The sequence below is a fragment of the Rickettsia hoogstraalii genome, assembly GCF_000825685.1.
Lineage (GTDB): Bacteria > Pseudomonadota > Alphaproteobacteria > Rickettsiales > Rickettsiaceae > Rickettsia > Rickettsia hoogstraalii.
This window is the reverse complement of sequence record NZ_CCXM01000001.1, coordinates 741,177-758,960: the sequence shown is the minus strand read 5'-3', so window position 1 is coordinate 758,960 and position 17,784 is coordinate 741,177. Positions and strand designations below refer to the sequence as shown.

Sequence of the window (17,784 nt, the reverse complement as noted above, 5' to 3'; positions counted from 1 at the left end):
TTATAGGAGGGCAAGTAGTATTAAACAACATTAAGATTGAAAAAATTAATCGTAATTTACAAAAAGTTAAAATTAGTATACCGAGAAAGTATATATACTCTAGTGAAATGCAGAGTGATTATATGAAGATCAACTTGGAAAGGAGTAATCGGTCTGTAAGCCGAGGAGCGGAGCGTACAGAAGTACGTGAGCATCCGAGGGCTTACAAAGACGACGTAGCCAATTTTGGGGGTCCATCGAGTATAAAAGAAATTAGGGTAAATGACAGAATTACCTTGCTAGCTAAACTCTATAAGCCGCAAAATAGTATACTCCCCGGGGGGTATGATTTCGGGTTTTACGCTTATCTATCGGATATTGGAGCAAACGGCTATGCGATGTCGCAGCCACAAATTATAGAACGTAACGAGACAAATTTTGATAGCTTTATTTATAGTGTGCGTTCTTATATTTATAATAATTTAATAGAAAAGCTAGGAAAAGATAAAGGGAATTTTGCAGCTGCGATATTACTCGGTGAGACGAAAGGGCTAAACAGGCAAATAATGCAGGATATGAGGCAAAGCGGTATATCGCACGTGCTTTGCGTTTCAGGGTTGCATCTATCTTTAGTTGTGATGATTATTTTCGTAACTACAAGATTTTTATTAAATCTCTCAAATTATTTAGCGTATAATTTCAATATAAAATTAATTTCTGCTTATTGTTCGCTAATAGGAAGCTTTGGTTATTTAGAGCTAAGCGGTATGCAAATTGCAGCAACTAGAGCTTTTATTACTGCTGCAATCTTCATCTTTGGTATTATTATCGGACGCTCTTGCTTTCCTCTTCGTTCACTCGCAATTGCGGCTTTTGTAATATTATCGTTAAATCCCGAATATATTTTTCATCCAAGCTTCCAATTATCTTTTATCGCCGTATTATCACTTGTTGCAGGTTTCGAGTTTTACTTAAAAAAATTCGTGGTTAATTGGGGAAAATAAAGGCATTTTTGGAGCAGTAAAATTTTATATGGCTTCAAATATTTATTCAAGCTTCCTTAGCAAGTATTATAACCGCTCCGGTGGTAATTAATCAATTCTTCATATTTTCTATATACTCAGTACCGGCTAATCTTATTGTCGTTCCAATAACATCATTCTTCCTTATGCCGCTTGCTTTGCTATCTCTGCCTTTTACTATGATTGGGTTTGATAGCTATATATTAATGATCATGGGATTTTTTATTGAGATAATAATTAGATCAGCAAATTATTTTAACAATCTGCAAGGAGCGGTATGGTATTTCGGTTATATTACCAATTTTAGTATTTTACTTTTTTTATTCGGTTTTTTTTGGATTTGTATATGGAAAACTTCGTGGCATTTGCTTGGTCTTGTAATTATGATAATATCTTTTATATTTATGTTCTACTCTCCAAAGCCGGAATTAATATTTGACACAAATCATATGGCAGTAGGCATTAAAGACAAAGACGAAAAGCTTATAATTTATGCCGATAAAATGCCTACATTTAATAGAACCTATTGGGCTAATTGGTTCGAACAAAAAGATAGTATGGTGTTACCTTTAAAAGATAATATTTTCATAACTAATCACGGACAGAAAATTGTCATTAATAACAATAATCATTGTGAAAAAGCCGAAATTCATATCAATCTCAATTACAAAGCTAAATGCCACGGGAGCTTAATAACGATTAATCACGATTTTTTTAAAAAAAGCCCTGTTATACTTATCTTTTGCAATAAAAAAGAATGTACGGTAAAATCGAATAATGCAAATTATACATAAAACATTAAAAATTTCCTCAAAAGGATATAGAAAAATCTTGAGCCTTTTAAATGAAAAAGGGCAAGCAAGGCTTATCGGTGGCTGTGTACGAGATGCGTTACTTGAGAAAGATAGCTATGATATCGATATAGCTACTGATTTAATACCGGATGAAGTAATAAATATTTTATCGAAAGCTATAGTCAAATCAGTTGGATTTAATTACAAGGAGCGAGGAGCGAAACCTATAGATAATAGGAGAGCGACGAGAGACGATGTAAGTGAATTCAAATCATTTGACTATAATATAAAAACCATCCCGACCGGTTTAAAATTCGGCACGATTACGGCTATTTTAAACGAGGAAAAATTTGAGATTACAACTCTCAGAAAAGATATCGAATGTAACGGCAGACATGCCAAAGTAATATTCACAAACGATTTTGCCGAAGATGCCGCAAGACGAGATTTTACTATTAATGCTTTAAGCTATTGTCCCTTTAAGAACGAGATATATGATTATTTTGAAGGATTTAAGGATTTGCAGCAGGAAAAGGTTGTATTTATAGGGAAAGCTCTAGATAGAATTAAAGAAGATTATTTACGAATTCTACGTTTTTTTCGGTTTTCTAGCTATTATGCGAAGCAGCTTGATGATGGAAGCTTTAAAGCATGTAAAGATTTAAAAAACGGCTTGAAAACTTTATCACGAGAGCGAATAAAAAGCGAAATGGATAAAATCATCGTTTCAAAAAGAGCCCCGCAAATTTTAGAAGCTATGTTTGAAATAGGAATATTAGAACTAATATTCTCTATCCAAAATTATGAAATAAAAATTTTTGAGCAGGCAAATGATTTTAAATTAGAATTAGCTACTCGATATGCTCTCCTATTATACCAAAAAAATTTAGATTCAAAACTTCTTCTTGATTGGAAATTCTCAAAACATGAAGCAATGCAAATATTATCGATACTAAACTTTCTGAATGATACTGAATTTAATATAAAGAAAATTTGGTTTGAAAAGAAGGATTATAAGGAATATTTATTAGCAGCTAGCATAATCGGTAAACTAGATTATTTACAAGTAAAAGAATTTATACATAAATATGATGCGTTATTACGTCCGAAATTCCAAGTAAACGGTAATGATTTGTTAAATATGAATATAGAAAAAAAAGAGATAGGTGCAAAACTGGAATATCTAAAAAATTTTTGGATAGAGCAGGATTTCAAACTTACTAAATTGGAGTTGTTGGAAAAGTTATGAGAACGAGTATATCAAGCCGTCATTGCGAGGAAAAATTGAAAATTTTGACGAAGCAATCTCGTGCCAAAATCCTGAGATTGCCACGCTCCTTTCAGTCGCTCGCAATGACGATTTGGTATCAACGCAAGCAAGCTTTCGCGGGAATGACAATTTTATTATGTCTTACATTCTTCAGCCTTACTAGCTACGCTAAGCCTAAGATAGTTGTAAGTATTACGCCAATCGCTAGTATAGCCGCAATGCTTGTTAAGGATAAAGCTGATATCGAGAGTTTAGCAGTAAACAATGATTGCCCTCATCACCATAATATAAAGCCAAGTGATCTTGCTAAAGTTAAAAATGCCGATATAGCTATTTATATTAATGAACAATTTGACGGTTTTGCCGAAAAATTAATTGATAATCATAGCAAAAATATTATCAAAACTAGCGATATTAAATCTTTAAAAATTATCAAAGATAATTGGCATATTTGGCTTGATCTTGATAATGTAAGAATTTTACTACAAGAATTTGCACGAATATTTAGTAAAAATTTTCCTGAGCTACAAGAAGATATTAATAATAACCTTTCAGCAGCACTTAAAGAATTAAACAAGCTACAAGAAATTAAAAATAATGAGCTTAGAGCAATAAAAGACGTAATTTTATTAAGTGATAGTAGCGAGTATTTTTTTGTTAATACTAATATTAAAACTGCAAAATTATATAGCGAAAGTCAAAAAAGCCTACTATATATAAGCAAGCTAGAAGATTTAATTAAAGAGTCTAATAACAAATGTCTTATTTTAAGTAACGAACAAAATTCACGATTATACGACAAATTAAACGCTAAAATAATAATATTAAATAGCGAAAACTGGAATGTTCAGAATATTCATTCAAACACTTTTCAGAACCAATATTTACAAATGATTAATCAAGTTAAAAAATGCATACGCTAAATAATGAAGAAGAGACAAAAAAACTTGCAAAACTCTTTGCACAAAGCTTAAAGCCAAATGATATAGTTTTACTTAACGGTGACCTTGGAGCAGGTAAAACATTTTTTTGTCGTGAAATTATTAAACATTTTTGCGGTGAAAATACGAGCATTATAAGCCCGACTTTTAACTTACTGCAAACATATAAAGCATCTAACTTTACTATCTATCACTATGACCTGTATCGTCTTAAATCACCTGAAGAAATTTACGAACTTGGATTTGAAGAGGCATTAAACGGCAATTTAATTTTAATAGAATGGTCTGAAATTATTAAGCATTTACTCACGCAACCTTTAATCGAAGTAAATCTAGAAGTATTAGACGAAAACAAACGTTTGTATAGCATTATAACAAATTCGTCAGAATCTTTCCTTATTGATTTTTTACAAGCTTCTCCGTTATTCGGTACAAAGCTTGATATTCAAAGAGATAAAAGTCCTACTAGAAAAATTAAGTTATAATCATATCTATTTCTTTAACATCTTATCTAAAAAATCTTTACTCTCTTCCTCTGATAAAAAATCGCTTTTACTTGCATTTCTTGCTTGCATTGCCCAGTACATATCTTCAAACTGATTAAATTTCTCATATTCTTCAGGTGATATAAGAAGTTTGCCGTATTTATTTATAATTACTGGTGATTTTACTGCTTGAGTCATTGATGCTCCAATTTTAATATTTAACTAATCAATTGCCATGTAATAAAAACGCCTTTTCAATAGGAAGTAACTTTAATTCCGGTAACATAGGCATAATTAAATCTATTCCGGCTTTTTCGTTACTATTACCGTGTACCAATATAAAAGAACCATTTTGAACTTTTTCGCCTTTAGCAAGCCATGTATTGCTGCCAAGCGGAATAAATCCTAAATCTTTTAGCTTTTCTATTAATGTTTGATCAGAAACTAATCCTGGGAAACGAAAGAAAGGCGACGGAGCAATATTATAACTTACTAATATTTTCCCTGCTTCTAATACTTCATTTTCAAAATCATCTTTATTGGAAAGAAGAAAATTATCTTCAAGAGGTTTATCTTTAAAGTAAGGATGGCTAAATGAATGATTAACCCATGTTATTTGTAAATAACCGTTTTCTTGTTGCTTTAATAACCATAAGAACTCTTCTGTATGCTTATTAATCCATAAGCCTGAAACACATATAGCAATCGGAATAGGTTTATTTAGTTTGCTCGATAATTCTATGAGCTTTTTAAAAAAATCTTCTTCAAAGCTTTTGGAAGAAGGACACATATCAATTGTAAGAAATTGACCTTTTACTTTATACATGCTACTCGTAGCACCATAATTTTGTAACATATAAGGTGCAGAGTTGTATTTATTTAAAGCTTTAATATACGGAGTTTTATTTAATTTTTTTAGAAGGCTTTGTTTTTCTATTTTATTCGTAGGTAAAGTTACCGGCTCTTGTAGGACTAACTCAGTTTTAAAAGAATTCGGGTCTACTAAAACGAAATATGATTTTTCATTATTTAAATAAGAACGAATAGCGATTTTTATTTTTTTATTCTCAGCAATTACAGGCAAAAATACCGGTTTATAATCAGTTATAATCGCTGCTTTTTCACTTGCATAGCTTAAATTAAAAAACAATATTATAAAAATAAAACTTAAAATTCTTTTCATTTATTCGTCTCCATAACGCTCGTATAAAATTCTGCAATTTTCTCTTTTACCTCTGCGGGGTCGTTCATCAAATTAACGGCACCTCTAAACTCTGCTGAACTCGGCAAACCGCTACTATACCAACCAATATGCTTACGAGCAATAGGTACGCCCACAGATTCGCCGTAATAATCAAGTATTGCGTTATAATGCTCGGTTACGACATCTAGCTGCTCTGCTATAGAGGGAGCAGGTTTTTCTTCACCGGTTTTAAGGTAATGATCAATTTGTGAAATAATCCAAGGTTTGCCGTATGCTCCTCTACCGACCATAATACCATCCACACCGGATTTTTGCAGGGCTTCTTTTGCTTTAGCAAAATTAGTGATGTCACCGTTAGCAATAACCGGGATTTTCACCGTTTCTTTAACTGATCGTATAAAATCCCAATCGGCATTACCGGAGTAAAACTGACATCTCGTTCTACCGTGAACGGTAACCATTTGAATCCCTGAGTTTTCAGCAATTTTAGCCAAAGTCGGAGCGTTTTTCGTATTATCATCCCAGCCCATACGCATTTTAACCGTTATCGGAATCTTCACCGCTTTAACCGTCGCTTCAAAAATCTTAGCTGCCAGCTGTTCATCCCTCATTAGAGCTGAACCTGCATAACCGCCTACTACTTTTTTCGCCGGACAACCAAAATTAAGATCGATAATCTTTGCCCCCATATCCTCGTTCATTTTAGCAGCTTCAGCTATTACATTCGGCTCACAGCCGGCTAGCTGCACGCATGCACTTGTCGGATCGTCATGCACGATAGCACATTTTTGCATTGACTGCCTAGATTTCACAACCATTGCTCGACTTGCTATCATCTCAGAAACTACAAGCCCTGCACCGAATCTTTTTACCAATTTTCTAAATTCTAAGTCCGTAATATCAGACATTGGAGCAAGAATTACATTTGAAGAAAGTTCTATATTGCCGATTTTGATCATAAAAAACCGTTATAAAAATAAACGCTCATAATATCATATTAAGTATTTTTGTCTAATATTACTAATTAAGAATAGACAAAAGCCGATTAATCTATTATAAGCTTATTGTTGTATTTGATTTTTCAGTCATTCGAGGAAGTGTTATTGCGAGGAGCGAAGCGACGCGGCAATCCAGTTAAAAAATTCTGTAAATCAGAATTTTTTAACTGGATTGCTTCGTCGAATTACTGCGTAATTCTTCTCGCAATGACGATTTAGGCATCCTCTGAATAAATGAAGAGTAGACTAAGTTTTATTTAGAAAAGAGTAATCGGTTCACAAGACGAGGAACGCAGCGTATGCTTATACGTGAGTACCGTAGTACTTGTAGAACGACGTAGCCAATTTTTCAAATAAAACGAGTATACATGGCCACGTAGCTCAGTCGGTAGAGCAAAGGACTGAAAATCCTTGTGTCGTTGGTTCAATTCCAACCGTGGCCACCATTTCTTATTTAAACCCCACTTTTTTATATCTTCGATTAAATATCCATTGCATTTCTAAACTTATTTATATAATTTAATTAACCTAAGGTTAATAAGGTAATGAAATTTAATAAGAGTAAATTATGCTTGCAGGTATAAAAGAATTTTTTGAAATAGAATCTGATGAAGTGTTATATGATAAATTAACAAAAGCAATAAAAGAAAAAAATACAATAGAAGCCAAAAAATTAATTGAAAAGATAGAAAATACTGAGTTATTCAATAAAGCTAATGCTTATCATAATACTCTTCTACATTCTGGTATTGAACAAGGTTTAAAAGAAGTTAGTGATATACTCATTTCAAAAATAATGGTATGGACCTACCCTATATACAGAATGAGAAGCAGAAGCTAATCTTCTAGGATAGGAAATGAATCCTAAACAACAATAAGGAGGTCCATATGGAAGTTACCACAATTGGTATAGATATTGCAAAAAGAATTTTTCAAATTCACGGTGTAGATAAAAATGGTAAGACAATATTAAAAAAAAAATTAATGAGAGAGCAGGTTATAACTTTTATGGCTAATTTACCAAGAAGATGTCTAGTAGGCATGGAAGCTTGCGGTGGTTCTAGCTATTGGGCAAGAGAATTAACAAAATTAGGTCATAATGTAAAACTAATGGCTCCACAATTTGTTAAGCCTTATGTTAAAACTAATAAAAATGATCAAGCTGATGCAGAAGCAATATGTGAGGCAGTAGCAAGACCTAATATGAGGTTTGTGCCTATCAAAACTGTAGAGCAACAAGATATTTTATTTATTCATAGGGTAAGACAGAGATTGGTAAAAAATCGTACAGCTCTTGTTAATGAGATCAGGGGATTATTACATGAATTTGGTTTTGTTATTCCGCAAGGAATCAATAAGATTATGACAAAATTAACCGAAATTTTAGATGAAGGGGATTTAAGTCAGCTAAGCTATCGAACGTTTAGTGAGTTAAAAGAAGAATTTCTAGAGAATGATAAAAAAATAAAAGAATTAAAACAAAGATTAAAAATTATAGCTAGCCAGTATAGTAATCACCAACGACTAATGACGATACCAGGTATAGGTTTAATAACTGCTACAGCCTTAATAGCGTCAATAGGTAATGCTAGTTGTTTTAAAAATGGCAGGCAATTATCAGCATGGCTAGGATTAGTGCCAAGGCAACATTCTAGTGGTGGCAAAGATAAGTTGCTTGGTATTAGTAAAAGAGGTGATATCTATTTACGCACTTTGTTGATTCAAGGAGCAAGAGCAGTACTGAATAGTAAGATAAGATTTACCACGGAAGAGCAAAAATCTAAAAAAGATTATAGCAAGTTTACCAAGTGGATGTTTAATTTATCTGAACGAAATGGGCATAATAAAACAACTGTTGCAGTAGCTAATAAACTAGCAAGAGTGGTGTTTGCAGTACACAGTTCAGGTAATGATTATACTGAGAGTAAAGTTTGTAGCTAAAGAATTGGTACAAATAGTTGACGAGATAATATTATAGGTAAGTAGAAATTTAATAGATTCTAATCCGGAATATGCGAAAGAAGTATTTGATTTATTGCAAGAAAAACAAGAGGAGTTTTTAAAAATAATAACCATAACAAAACAAAATATTGAAAACTCCCTAAAAGACCTAGAAAGTGCCGAGAATAATTGAGCGGAATAAACTAAGCGATGCTTTTGGAAGTTGTTTATCGATTATAAGTACAATTTTTCGGTATGGTAATTTGAATAAATTTCTGATTAATTTGTAGTAAGAATATGATGTGTAAGGTTTTTTAGCTAAAATAAGTTCTATATTTACCTCACCCACTCCATTCGGATAAATTTCACGTAATAAATTTTTGTCTTTAATAATAAAATCTAGATACGGCTCAATGATAGCCATTTTTTCTTCTGCTGTTTTAGTGTTCATAACGGCTTAGTTCTCCTGATTAAACTTAAATGATTCAAGTTTGATCACCAAGAAGCTAATTCAAAGCCCGATTGGTGATCAGGGAGTTAGAAACACCGTCAACAAAAACAGCTGAGTAGTTTTTAGGCTAAAGTTATACTCTAAGCCCTGAACATGACTACTACCTCCCCGACCGTAAAATATCGAGGAATAAACCAATTTAACGGTGGTTTTACCGCCTGTTGATGGAGGTTTCTACACTCCAGAACAACCTTAGCTGTTCCAAGATGATTCTAAGCAAAACTCTAAACAAGTCAATATGATTATTGATTTCAGAAATTGATATTGCCCGCGTAGACGTCAAATCGTCATTGCGAGGAGCGAAGCGACGTGGCAATCCAGAAAAACAATAAAAAAATTCTGTAAATCAGAATTTTTTACTGGATTGCTTCGTCAAAACTTATAGTTTTTCCTCGCAATGACGGAAAAATTGATCCACGCAACAAGATTAAAGCGAATAGTGGGTTATCAACTCGCATTGTTATAATACAAGGCTATCATTAGAATTAATAATTAATATTTATCTATTTTTTTCCTAGATCTTACAATCAAATAGGTATTGTTATGTGGATGCCAAATCGTCATTGCGAGGAGCGAAGCGACGCGGCAATCCAGAAAAACAATAAAAAAATTCTGTAAATCAGAATTTTTTACTGGATTGCTTCGTCAAAACTTATAGTTTTTCCTCGCAATGACGATATCATTCTTTACTTAGCAATACCTTTTATGCCACCTGTAAATTTTGTTGCATAATAAAACTATCACTTATATACTGTCGCTAATAATTAATTTGCTTAAAGTTTCATATGGTAAGTAGTAATTTTTATAAAAATTTAGGACCACGAAAACTAACGGCAATTATAGATTTTTTACACGATATTATAGAACCTCCTAAGATTCATGAAGATATAGCTATTCATGATATTAAAATTCTACAAGAAGCATCTTCAAATGACATTAGCTTTTTAAGCAATCCTAAATACTCAGAATTTTTAAAAGCTACCAAAGCTGCTGCTTGTATAGTGCCGAAAAATTTTACGGGAGAAGCAAATCCAAATACTGTTTTAATACATGCCGAGAATTCATATTTTGCTTACGGCAAATTAATAGATTTTTTCTATACTCCTATTAAATCATACCCTGCTAAAATAATGAAATCCGCTATTGTTGCAGATTCGGCGACTATCGGAAAAAATTGTTATATAGGTCACAATGTAGTTATTGAAGACGATGTTATTATAGGTGATAATAGTATTATAGAAGCCGGAAGTTTTATAGGTAGAGGCGTAAATATCGGCAGAAACGCTAGAATAGAACAACATGTTTCAATAAATTATACAATTATAGGTGATGAGGTAGTAATACTTGCAGGTGCAAAAATCGGACAGGACGGGTTTGGGTTTTCTACCGAAAAAGGCGTACATCATAAAATATTCCATATAGGTATAGTTAAAATCGGCAATAATGTTGAAATCGGTAGCAATACTACTATTGATAGAGGTTCACTTCAAGATACTATTATAGAAGATTTATGCCGCATAGATAATTTAGTGCAAATAGGACATGGTGTAAAAATAGGCAAAGGTTCTATTATCGTAGCACAAGCAGGTATAGCAGGAAGTAGCACAATCGGCAAATATTGTGCTCTTGGAGGACAAGTAGGAATCGCCGGACACCTAAATATAGGCGACGGGACACAGGTAGCGGCACAAGGCGGTGTAGCACAAAATATAGAGGCGGGTAAAATTGTCGGCGGTAGCCCTGCAGTTCCTATCATGGATTGGCATAGACAATCTATTATTATGAAACAATTAGTAAAGACCTCTAATAGCAAATTAAAAAAGTAGTTTGCTATTGAAAAAATACTGAATCGTCATTGCGAGGAGGCGTAGCCGACGCGGCAATCTAGAAAATAATTAAAAAAATTCTGTAAATCAGAATTTTTTAACTGGATTGCTTCGTCGAATTACTGCGTAATTCTTCTTGCAATGACGGAAAAACCGTTCCACGCAATAATGCCCGCTCGCAATGACAGAAAATTTATATTAAAGAAGAGACCTAAATAAATGATCATAGATATTACCGAAATCATGGATTTAATACCTCATCGCTATCCATTTTTATTAGTAGATAGGGTACTTGAAATTGATCTTAACAAATCAATAAAAGGTATTAAAAACGTTACCGTTAACGAACCGCAATTTACAGGACATTTTCCGGCAAGACCTGTTATGCCGGGCGTTCTAATGGTTGAGGCTATGGCACAACTTGCTGCTATATTAGTTGCTAAATCGTTAGGCTCTACTAAGAATAAAGAAGTGTTTTTAATGGCTATCGAAAATGCAAAATTTCGGAGAATCGTTCAGCCCGGTGATACTATGCATATCCACGCTGTTATTGAGCAGCAAAGAGCTAACGTATGGAAATTTTCAAGTACGGTTACAGTTGAAGGTGAAATGGCTGCAGAAAGTAAATTTACCGCAATGATTAAAGATAAATCGTAAGGGATATAGTGTCAAATTCTAATATACATCCGACTAGTTTAATCGCAGAAGGGGCAAAGCTCGGTAAAAACGTAAAAATCGGTCCATACTGTATTGTAGGTCCTGAAGTTGTGTTTCATGACAATGTTGAGCTAAAATCTCATGTGATAATTGAAGGGATTACTGAAATCGGCGAAAATACCGTAATCTATCCTTTTGCATCAATCGGTCAACCTCCGCAAATCTTAAAATATGCTAATGAGCGATCAAGCACGATAATCGGCTCTAATAATACTATTAGAGAATATGTTACGGTACAAGCAGGAAGCCAAGGCGGCGGAATGGTGACAAGAGTAGGAAATAATAATTTATTTATGGTCGGCGTTCATATCGGTCATGATTGTAAAATCGGCAATAATGTAGTATTTGCTAATTACGTAAGCCTAGCAGGTCATATTGAGGTAGGTGATTACGCAATAATCGGCGGGCTATCTGCCGTACATCAATACGCTAGAATCGGTGAATATTCGATGATTGGCGGGCTATCACCGGTCGGAGCAGACGTAATACCGTTCGGGCTTGTAAGTAGTAAACGTGCGGTGCTTGAGGGCTTAAACCTAATCGGAATGAATAGAAAAGGGTTTGATAAAGCAGATTCTTTAAATGCCTTAAAGGCTATCGAAGAAATTTTCTCAGGTGAAGGTAATTTTGCTGAACGTATTAAACAAGTTGCCGAGAAATATAAAAATAATTCTATAGTAATGCAAATTATCGATTTTCTTAATCAAGATAGTAGTAGAGCATTTTGTCGTTTTGAGAAGTGAATTTATTTAACTAGCAATGTGTAACACATTGTGTTACAATTAAATATTATAAGCAGAGTTATTTTAATTTATTAAAAAGGATAAAAATGACAAAAAGTATTACAACTAGTATACGTTTAGAAATAAATTTAAGTAAAAAACTTGAAAAAGCAGCTCATGATTTACACCGTGGCAAAAGCTGGATAATTAGTGAAGCAATACGTATATATCTTAAACAACTAGAAAATTCAGACCTAACCAAAGAAGCTAGACGTCAATCCTTATTAGCTAGTAAAGAAAACAATCCTGATGCCGATTTGTGGTTAAAGCACAATGAAGAAAGTTGGCTAGATGAATGGAAATAATAGAAATTAAAAAAGGATATATTGTTGCTTGTGTAATATCCAGAGATTATGGTAAACCTCGCCCCGCTGTTGTTGTTCAATCTAATTTATATAAAAATCATCCCAGTATAACAGTTTGCCCTCTAACAACGGATTTAATAGATGCCCCAACTTTTCGCCTGTTATTGACTCCTACAACGCTTAATGGTCTTAATTTAGAATCTCATACTATGGTTGATAAAATTAGTGCTATAAGAAGTGATAAAATTCAAAAAAAAATTGGTGAATTGTCACCTAAACAACTAGAAGAGTTAATTGAAGCTATTAAATCATGGATGAATTAGCTGCTAATTTTTTCTTGTAAAGAATTTTGGCGTAAACGAGTTTTTAAGCTCTTAAAATCAATTATTTCTGCTTTTTGATTTTGACAAATACATGCAAAAATATATTTCTGCTCTCCTTTAACCTTTTGTATACATTGTCCGCAGATTCCTTTCATCATACATTGCATCGATGAATTAACGCTAACTATTAGCTCCGTATTTTCACCGAATATTTCATTTTTTAGACTTTGCAATTCTTCTATTATGTCAGGAGAAGCATTAATTATTACTATATCTACAGAAGTTAATTTATGGTTTTTTATATTAGGATAAGTAAAAAATATAACTTCATTATTATTTTCTTTTAGAACTTTTAATAAGCCTATATTAGTACATTCAGAATCAACAATAACTATTTTTTTATTTTGAGGTATTTCTAGCGGCGAGCCTGTCGGTCCCATTAAAACTACTTTCTCATTTTCAGATAATGTTTTACATAAGCTAGTTGATTTACCGACTTCATAAATTACAAATCTAATTAAACCTTTTTCTACATCAATATCTGTAGGGCTTAAGGCTACCGGTTCTATTAACTTAGAAGCATCTTCAGAATAATTTTGTAAGCGAAAGAACTGTCCGAACTTAAAATTTTTAGCAGCAAGCGGCGAATGAATTATCAACTCAAAAGTTTTATCATCTAAAATATTTATTTTATGAATTCTACTAATCAATAAATAATCAAGCTGCGTTATAAAGTCTTTATAACTATTTTTAAAGCTAGGGGCATTATTTATAAGTCTTTTATTAATAGCCTCGTACCCTTCTTTAGTGCTTGCAAGAGCTTTCACTACACTTCCCGAATATTTAGGATTACAATCACCGAAATAACTATATTTATCCTCATCGAATTGAGTGTTATTTTCTATACCGATTGCCATAATCACGGTTTTGGCTTTAAGTACCACAGTGTCCATTATGTCATTCCCACGGAGGCGGAAATCCAGTAAATTAAAATCAACTAAACCGGAGCTTATATTATTTTTTTCTAGATTCCCGCTTTCGCGGGAATGACATAATGTTGGCTCGCAATGACGGTTTCGATTCTCAAACTCCACAGATTCCACATGACCGTATTTATCAACATTAATCCTTAAAGGTTGCATATTTTCTTTAAAATCAACACCGAGTGCTAATGTATATATTAGCTCTTCGTGATTTAATTTATATGCCGGCGAATCTTGCAATCTTCCACGATAATAAACAGTAGCTCCTCCAAGCTTATTAAAAACCTTTCTTAATTCTTCATTACTCTTAGCTTCTTTAAATAATCTTACATGAGCAATAAATTCTTCAGCTATTTCTTTATCTTCATCCGTTAAATCTTTTTCTATATAATTTTCGGCAAATTCCTCTACTTGCTTTTTATAGTAATATAAACTTTCCGTTGCTGCATCTAAGGAAGTAAGACCACCACCTATTACCACAATCGGCATTCTAATTACCATATTAGTATTAGAATTTTTCAAAAATGCTCCTCCGCTTTGCAAAGTCATTAAGAAATCAGAAGCTGTTTTTACGCCCTTAGCTTCAAAATTTTCTATATCTAAAACTTTCGGCTGACCTGCTCCAATACAAAAAGCTATATGGTCAAAACCCAAATCGAAAGCCTGTTCGTTCGTTATATTAAAATCTAAAGCTACTCCGTCATAATATTTGAAATTGTTATTTCTCTCGAGTATCAGCCGCAATATATCAAGATTGTTTTTATCCCACCGAACGGTAATCCCATATTCCGCTACTCCTCCAAATCCTCTCGGCATTCTTTCTGATGACAAATTTTTATATTCATGCCAAAATTTTATAGGCTTATGAACGTTAAAAGGTAAAGGAATAATTTTTAAGCCGTCAATAGCCGTGACATTGTGACCTGACCGTAATAAATAATAGCTAAGACTAAAACCTGCAGGACCAAGCCCGGTAACTAAAATGTTATAATTAGTAGATTCTTGTGGTAGCGGTGCATAAATATTAAGTGGATTCCAGCGGGTAAGAAGTAGATATATCTCTAAACCGTAAGGTAATTTGAGCGTTTCTTCTAAAATATTTGATTCTATTAAAGGAATATTTACCGGATCTTGCTTTTGGTAAATACAAGCTTTAGAGCAATCATTACAAATCCTATGACCTGTTGCTGCAACCATCGGATTATCAATAACAATAATAGCAAGAGCACTTAAGTTAAAGCCTTGTGCCTTAACATAGTTCATCTCAGAAATTTTTTGCTTTAAAGGGCAGCCTTGTTTTAACTCCGTCATTGCGAGCGACTGCAAGGAGCGTGGCAATCTCAGGAGATTTGACGAGATTGCCACGTCGCTTCGCTCCTCGCAATGACGATTTTTAGGTTGTAGCAAGCCTTTGGAACAGCTATCCTTACCCTGCTTATGACAATAAATACAATAATGAGAATCGTTTAAAGCTTCATCTAAATTTAAAAAAGAATCTGTATAGTCAAAATCTAACCGCTGATTCTTTTGATATTTAGATATTTTTTTATTATCTATTAGATTTTCTTTATCTAGTTTTTGAGGGAGGTTGAATAGGATGTCATCATCTCTTATGTCATCCCCGTGAAAACGGGGATCTAGATATAATTTTTCTGGATTCCCGCTTTCGCGGGAATGACAATGGCATGCTGCATACCTAGCTGCTATATCTAACTCTTCTGCAAAATTCTCTTCATCCTGTTGCCATATAATTATTTGTTTGGCAAATTCTCTAGAGGTAAAATTCGTACCTATTAAATCAGTTAGCTTTAAATACACATCTTCAAAATCAATATCTTCTATTTTTTCCGGTGGGTATTTTTTTACGGCAACACGCTGAACAAATTTTCTTTTACATTCATAAATAATATCAAAATCTTTATGTTTTAACCTTGATATCGTTACTTCTTTTGAAATACAAAATAACTCTGCTAAAAAATCGTCTAAATGAGGAGAGATTTTTAATAAAAATTCGGAATAATCTTGTGGAATAATGGAGAGAGGAGTCGATCTAAATAACATTAAATCTTTATGCAGAGATTTATCGGCTTTAAAGAGATAATCTAAAAATATTTGATCTAATTTTTTAAGTCCGGTTAAATCTAATTCATTAAAATCTAGATTAAAACCAAGTTTCATAAGTAATAAATAACTCTTTTAGAAAATTGTCTGTAAATTAAATAACTGACACAAACAGTAATAAATGCAACTATAATAGACTTAACTATCAGCATCATATCCGGTAATGTTCCGTCAATCACCAACGCTTGTACGGGTCTTATAACTAAAAAGAACGGATTAAATTCAAAATATATTTTTTTAGATTCCGGAATTAGTGAATAAGGATAAACTATCGGTATACTCCAATAAATAACTCCAAGAATAACACTCAACATTTGTGGTATATCTCGAATATACGGCGTTAAAAATGCTACTGCGATAGAACCGCTAATCACACATATTATTAAGGGCAAAATTAATATTGGCATAAATATTATTTGCCAAGAAAATTTTTCTGGAAATAATAAAATAAAAGCAAAATACATTGCCGAAAATGAGCAAATTAAAGTATATAATTGCCCTAAACTATCCGCAACAGGAAAAAAAGTCTTAGAAATTCTAACTTTTTTTATTATTTGATCACGTGTAACTAAAGAACTTGAACAAATCGTTAGGCTGCTTACTATAAAACTCCATAAAGGAATACCGCCGACTAAGTTCATTACCATAAATTCTCTCGGTTGTCTTAATAAAAAACCGAAAAAATATGAAATTACCATTATGTGAATAAAAGGCTGAATTAAACCCCATAAAGAACCTAAAAAAGAATCCTTATTTTGCCTAATTATAGAAGCTTTAACTAGTAATGCTATTGCCCGCCAGTATTTTTTAGAAAAAAAATACTTTATCATTTATGAATTTCCTTGTTGTTGGTTATAGATTTTAAACATTTCCGATGGTGTACCATCACCTATAATATTGCCGTCTTTTAATAAAATACATCTGTAGCAATTATCTTTTATAATTTCTTCTTGATGACTTACTATTATCGAAATAGGGGTATTTTTAAATTTACTTTTCATTAAATTAAGAGATTTTTCTATAAAACGGCTATCTCCTGCCGCAAAAACTTCATCAAGTAATAGAATTTGAGGATTTTGAAATATTGATACAGAAAAAGCAAGTCGTGATAACATTCCTGAACTATAATTTTTTATCGGTAAGTCGATTTTATTACCTAGTTCCGAAAAATCTATAATCTCATTTTCAATTTTCCTGTTATATTTATCTAACATATTATTATATAGCATCAACATTTTTATATTTTCACGACCGGTTTGTTCCGGCTCAAAACCGACTCCCATATCTATAATTGCAGCAATATCTCCATGAACTTTAACCGTACCGGATTTTAACGGATATATTCCGGCGATTAGTTTCAAAAGAGAGCTTTTTCCGGAACCGTTACTTCCTATAAAAGCTATTTTTTCTCCTTCTTGGCAAGAAAAGTTAATATCGTTTAATATAGGTATATTTGGAGAAAGAGAAACCCCTTTTTTCAAGAAAAAATGCTTTAAACCCTGAGCTCTTTTATGAGTATCTATACCTTCTACATAACCATTTGTTATTTCTATAAATACTTTTGAATGGCTAAGTGACATAA

At 32.8% G+C, this 17,784-nt stretch carries 17 protein-coding genes, 1 tRNA gene and 4 pseudogenes; 15 read left to right on the top strand and 7 right to left on the bottom strand.

The features are described 5' to 3' along the window. Nucleotides 1-554 precede the first annotated feature (554 nt). The 6 genes and pseudogenes from BN1174_RS12675 to tsaE all read left to right on the top strand — a co-directional run. Nucleotides 555-1,297 (top strand): annotated as a pseudogene (locus BN1174_RS12675) (ComEC/Rec2 family competence protein); the annotation flags it as partial. An 87-nt stretch (nt 1,298-1,384) separates the two neighbouring features. Continuing rightward, nucleotides 1,385-1,588 (top strand): annotated as a pseudogene (locus tag BN1174_RS12670) (ComEC/Rec2 family competence protein); the annotation flags it as partial. Nucleotides 1,589-1,778: 190 nt separating this feature from the next. Further along, entirely contained in the window at nt 1,779-3,044 is a 1,266-nt protein-coding gene (locus BN1174_RS04000) for a palindromic element RPE2 domain-containing protein (protein WP_040256711.1), read from the top strand. Between the two features lie 22 nt (nt 3,045-3,066). Continuing rightward, a complete protein-coding gene (locus tag BN1174_RS11665) occupies nt 3,067-3,228 on the top strand; it encodes a hypothetical protein (RefSeq protein WP_231555784.1) in 162 nt (53 codons plus the stop codon). Further along, a complete protein-coding gene (locus tag BN1174_RS03995; RefSeq protein ID WP_231555783.1) occupies nt 3,188-3,988 on the top strand; it encodes a metal ABC transporter solute-binding protein, Zn/Mn family in 801 nt (266 codons plus the stop codon). The genes BN1174_RS11665 and BN1174_RS03995 overlap by 41 nt, the downstream gene beginning before the upstream one ends. Beyond that, complete coding sequence (gene tsaE, locus BN1174_RS03990; RefSeq protein WP_040256707.1) at nt 3,976-4,491, top strand: tRNA (adenosine(37)-N6)-threonylcarbamoyltransferase complex ATPase subunit type 1 TsaE; 516 nt, start codon at nt 3,976-3,978, stop codon at nt 4,489-4,491. The genes BN1174_RS03995 and tsaE overlap by 13 nt, the downstream gene beginning before the upstream one ends. 15 nt (nt 4,492-4,506) lie before the next feature. Here the strand turns inward: tsaE and BN1174_RS12665 are convergent. The 3 genes and pseudogenes from BN1174_RS12665 to dusB all read right to left on the bottom strand — a co-directional run. After that, nucleotides 4,507-4,593 (bottom strand): annotated as a pseudogene (locus tag BN1174_RS12665) (type II toxin-antitoxin system Phd/YefM family antitoxin); the annotation flags it as partial. Nucleotides 4,594-4,717: 124 nt separating this feature from the next. After that, nucleotides 4,718-5,674 (bottom strand): polysaccharide deacetylase family protein, encoded by a 957-nt coding sequence (locus BN1174_RS03980; RefSeq protein ID WP_040256703.1) that lies wholly within the window; start codon nt 5,672-5,674, stop codon nt 4,718-4,720. Next, on the bottom strand, nt 5,671-6,654 hold the full coding sequence (gene dusB, locus BN1174_RS03975; RefSeq protein WP_040256701.1) for a tRNA dihydrouridine synthase DusB: 984 nt from the start codon (nt 6,652-6,654) through the stop codon (nt 5,671-5,673). Before dusB ends, BN1174_RS03980 begins: the two co-directional genes overlap by 4 nt. Nucleotides 6,655-7,063: 409 nt before the next feature. Between dusB and BN1174_RS03970 the strand changes: the two genes are divergently transcribed. The 3 genes from BN1174_RS03970 (at nt 7,064) to BN1174_RS03960 (ending at nt 8,634) form a co-directional block, all read left to right on the top strand. Beyond that, nucleotides 7,064-7,139: transfer RNA gene (locus BN1174_RS03970), tRNA-Phe, on the top strand. Nucleotides 7,140-7,261: 122 nt separating this feature from the next. Then, nucleotides 7,262-7,534 (top strand): hypothetical protein, encoded by a 273-nt coding sequence (locus BN1174_RS03965; protein WP_040256699.1) that lies wholly within the window; start codon nt 7,262-7,264, stop codon nt 7,532-7,534. A 47-nt stretch (nt 7,535-7,581) separates the two neighbouring features. Further along, nucleotides 7,582-8,634 carry an IS110 family RNA-guided transposase gene (locus BN1174_RS03960; protein ID WP_040255744.1) on the top strand — a complete coding sequence of 351 codons (1,053 nt, stop codon included), beginning with the start codon at nt 7,582-7,584 and terminating at the stop codon, nt 8,632-8,634. Nucleotides 8,635-8,803: 169 nt separating this feature from the next. Here the strand turns inward: BN1174_RS03960 and BN1174_RS03955 are convergent, their stop codons facing one another. Beyond that, nucleotides 8,804-9,085, bottom strand: coding sequence for a hypothetical protein (locus BN1174_RS03955; RefSeq protein ID WP_040256697.1), 282 nt, complete (start codon nt 9,083-9,085; stop codon nt 8,804-8,806). 343 nt (nt 9,086-9,428) lie between these two features. On the opposite strand from BN1174_RS03955, the pseudogene BN1174_RS13070 reads away from it, so the two are divergent. From BN1174_RS13070 to BN1174_RS03930, 6 genes and pseudogenes are all read left to right on the top strand, one after another. Beyond that, nucleotides 9,429-9,553: pseudogene (locus tag BN1174_RS13070) on the top strand (lytic transglycosylase domain-containing protein); the annotation flags it as partial. A gap of 377 nt (nt 9,554-9,930) precedes the next feature. Further along, a complete protein-coding gene (lpxD, locus tag BN1174_RS03950) occupies nt 9,931-10,971 on the top strand; it encodes a UDP-3-O-(3-hydroxymyristoyl)glucosamine N-acyltransferase (RefSeq protein ID WP_040256695.1) in 1,041 nt (346 codons plus the stop codon). Between the two features lie 219 nt (nt 10,972-11,190). Beyond that, nucleotides 11,191-11,628 (top strand): 3-hydroxyacyl-ACP dehydratase FabZ, encoded by a 438-nt coding sequence (gene fabZ / locus BN1174_RS03945; RefSeq protein ID WP_040256693.1) that lies wholly within the window; start codon nt 11,191-11,193, stop codon nt 11,626-11,628. Between the two features lie 8 nt (nt 11,629-11,636). Further along, complete coding sequence (lpxA, locus tag BN1174_RS03940; protein ID WP_040256691.1) at nt 11,637-12,431, top strand: acyl-ACP--UDP-N-acetylglucosamine O-acyltransferase; 795 nt, start codon at nt 11,637-11,639, stop codon at nt 12,429-12,431. Nucleotides 12,432-12,517: 86 nt separating this feature from the next. Further along, a complete protein-coding gene (locus tag BN1174_RS03935; protein WP_040256689.1) occupies nt 12,518-12,775 on the top strand; it encodes a CopG family ribbon-helix-helix protein in 258 nt (85 codons plus the stop codon). Continuing rightward, a complete protein-coding gene (locus BN1174_RS03930; RefSeq protein WP_040256687.1) occupies nt 12,766-13,098 on the top strand; it encodes a type II toxin-antitoxin system PemK/MazF family toxin in 333 nt (110 codons plus the stop codon). The genes BN1174_RS03935 and BN1174_RS03930 overlap by 10 nt, the downstream gene beginning before the upstream one ends. On the opposite strand, the gene BN1174_RS03925 is transcribed toward BN1174_RS03930, so the two are convergent. Genes BN1174_RS03925 through BN1174_RS03915 form a run of 3 tightly spaced genes read right to left on the bottom strand, consistent with a single transcriptional unit; the run spans nt 13,095 to nt 17,782 of the window. Continuing rightward, a complete protein-coding gene (locus BN1174_RS03925) occupies nt 13,095-16,259 on the bottom strand; it encodes an FAD-dependent oxidoreductase (RefSeq protein WP_040256686.1) in 3,165 nt (1,054 codons plus the stop codon). The genes BN1174_RS03930 and BN1174_RS03925 overlap by 4 nt on opposite strands. Then, a complete protein-coding gene (locus BN1174_RS03920) occupies nt 16,256-17,032 on the bottom strand; it encodes an ABC transporter permease (RefSeq protein WP_040256684.1) in 777 nt (258 codons plus the stop codon). Before BN1174_RS03920 ends, BN1174_RS03925 begins: the two co-directional genes overlap by 4 nt. Then, a complete protein-coding gene (locus tag BN1174_RS03915) occupies nt 17,033-17,782 on the bottom strand; it encodes an ABC transporter ATP-binding protein (protein ID WP_040256682.1) in 750 nt (249 codons plus the stop codon). Nucleotides 17,783-17,784: the final 2 nt, after the last annotated feature.

Excerpts from the sequence above, each read along its gene's own strand:
- BN1174_RS04000 (WP_040256711.1), top strand. The coding sequence starts at position 1,779 with ATGCAAATTATACATAAAACATTAAAAATTTCCTCAAAAGGATATAGA.
- BN1174_RS03995 (WP_231555783.1), top strand. The coding sequence starts at position 3,188 with ATGACAATTTTATTATGTCTTACATTCTTCAGCCTTACTAGCTACGCT.
- tsaE (WP_040256707.1), top strand. The coding sequence starts at position 3,976 with ATGCATACGCTAAATAATGAAGAAGAGACAAAAAAACTTGCAAAACTC.
- BN1174_RS03980 (WP_040256703.1), bottom strand. The coding sequence starts at position 5,674 with ATGAAAAGAATTTTAAGTTTTATTTTTATAATATTGTTTTTTAATTTA.
- dusB (WP_040256701.1), bottom strand. The coding sequence starts at position 6,654 with ATGATCAAAATCGGCAATATAGAACTTTCTTCAAATGTAATTCTTGCT.
- BN1174_RS03965 (WP_040256699.1), top strand. The coding sequence starts at position 7,262 with ATGCTTGCAGGTATAAAAGAATTTTTTGAAATAGAATCTGATGAAGTG.
- BN1174_RS03960 (WP_040255744.1), top strand. The coding sequence starts at position 7,582 with ATGGAAGTTACCACAATTGGTATAGATATTGCAAAAAGAATTTTTCAA.
- BN1174_RS03955 (WP_040256697.1), bottom strand. The coding sequence starts at position 9,085 with ATGAACACTAAAACAGCAGAAGAAAAAATGGCTATCATTGAGCCGTAT.
- lpxD (WP_040256695.1), top strand. The coding sequence starts at position 9,931 with ATGGTAAGTAGTAATTTTTATAAAAATTTAGGACCACGAAAACTAACG.
- fabZ (WP_040256693.1), top strand. The coding sequence starts at position 11,191 with ATGATCATAGATATTACCGAAATCATGGATTTAATACCTCATCGCTAT.
- BN1174_RS03935 (WP_040256689.1), top strand. The coding sequence starts at position 12,518 with ATGACAAAAAGTATTACAACTAGTATACGTTTAGAAATAAATTTAAGT.
- BN1174_RS03930 (WP_040256687.1), top strand. The coding sequence starts at position 12,766 with ATGGAAATAATAGAAATTAAAAAAGGATATATTGTTGCTTGTGTAATA.
- BN1174_RS03925 (WP_040256686.1), bottom strand. The coding sequence starts at position 16,259 with ATGAAACTTGGTTTTAATCTAGATTTTAATGAATTAGATTTAACCGGA.
- BN1174_RS03920 (WP_040256684.1), bottom strand. The coding sequence starts at position 17,032 with ATGATAAAGTATTTTTTTTCTAAAAAATACTGGCGGGCAATAGCATTA.
- BN1174_RS03915 (WP_040256682.1), bottom strand. The coding sequence starts at position 17,782 with ATGTCACTTAGCCATTCAAAAGTATTTATAGAAATAACAAATGGTTAT.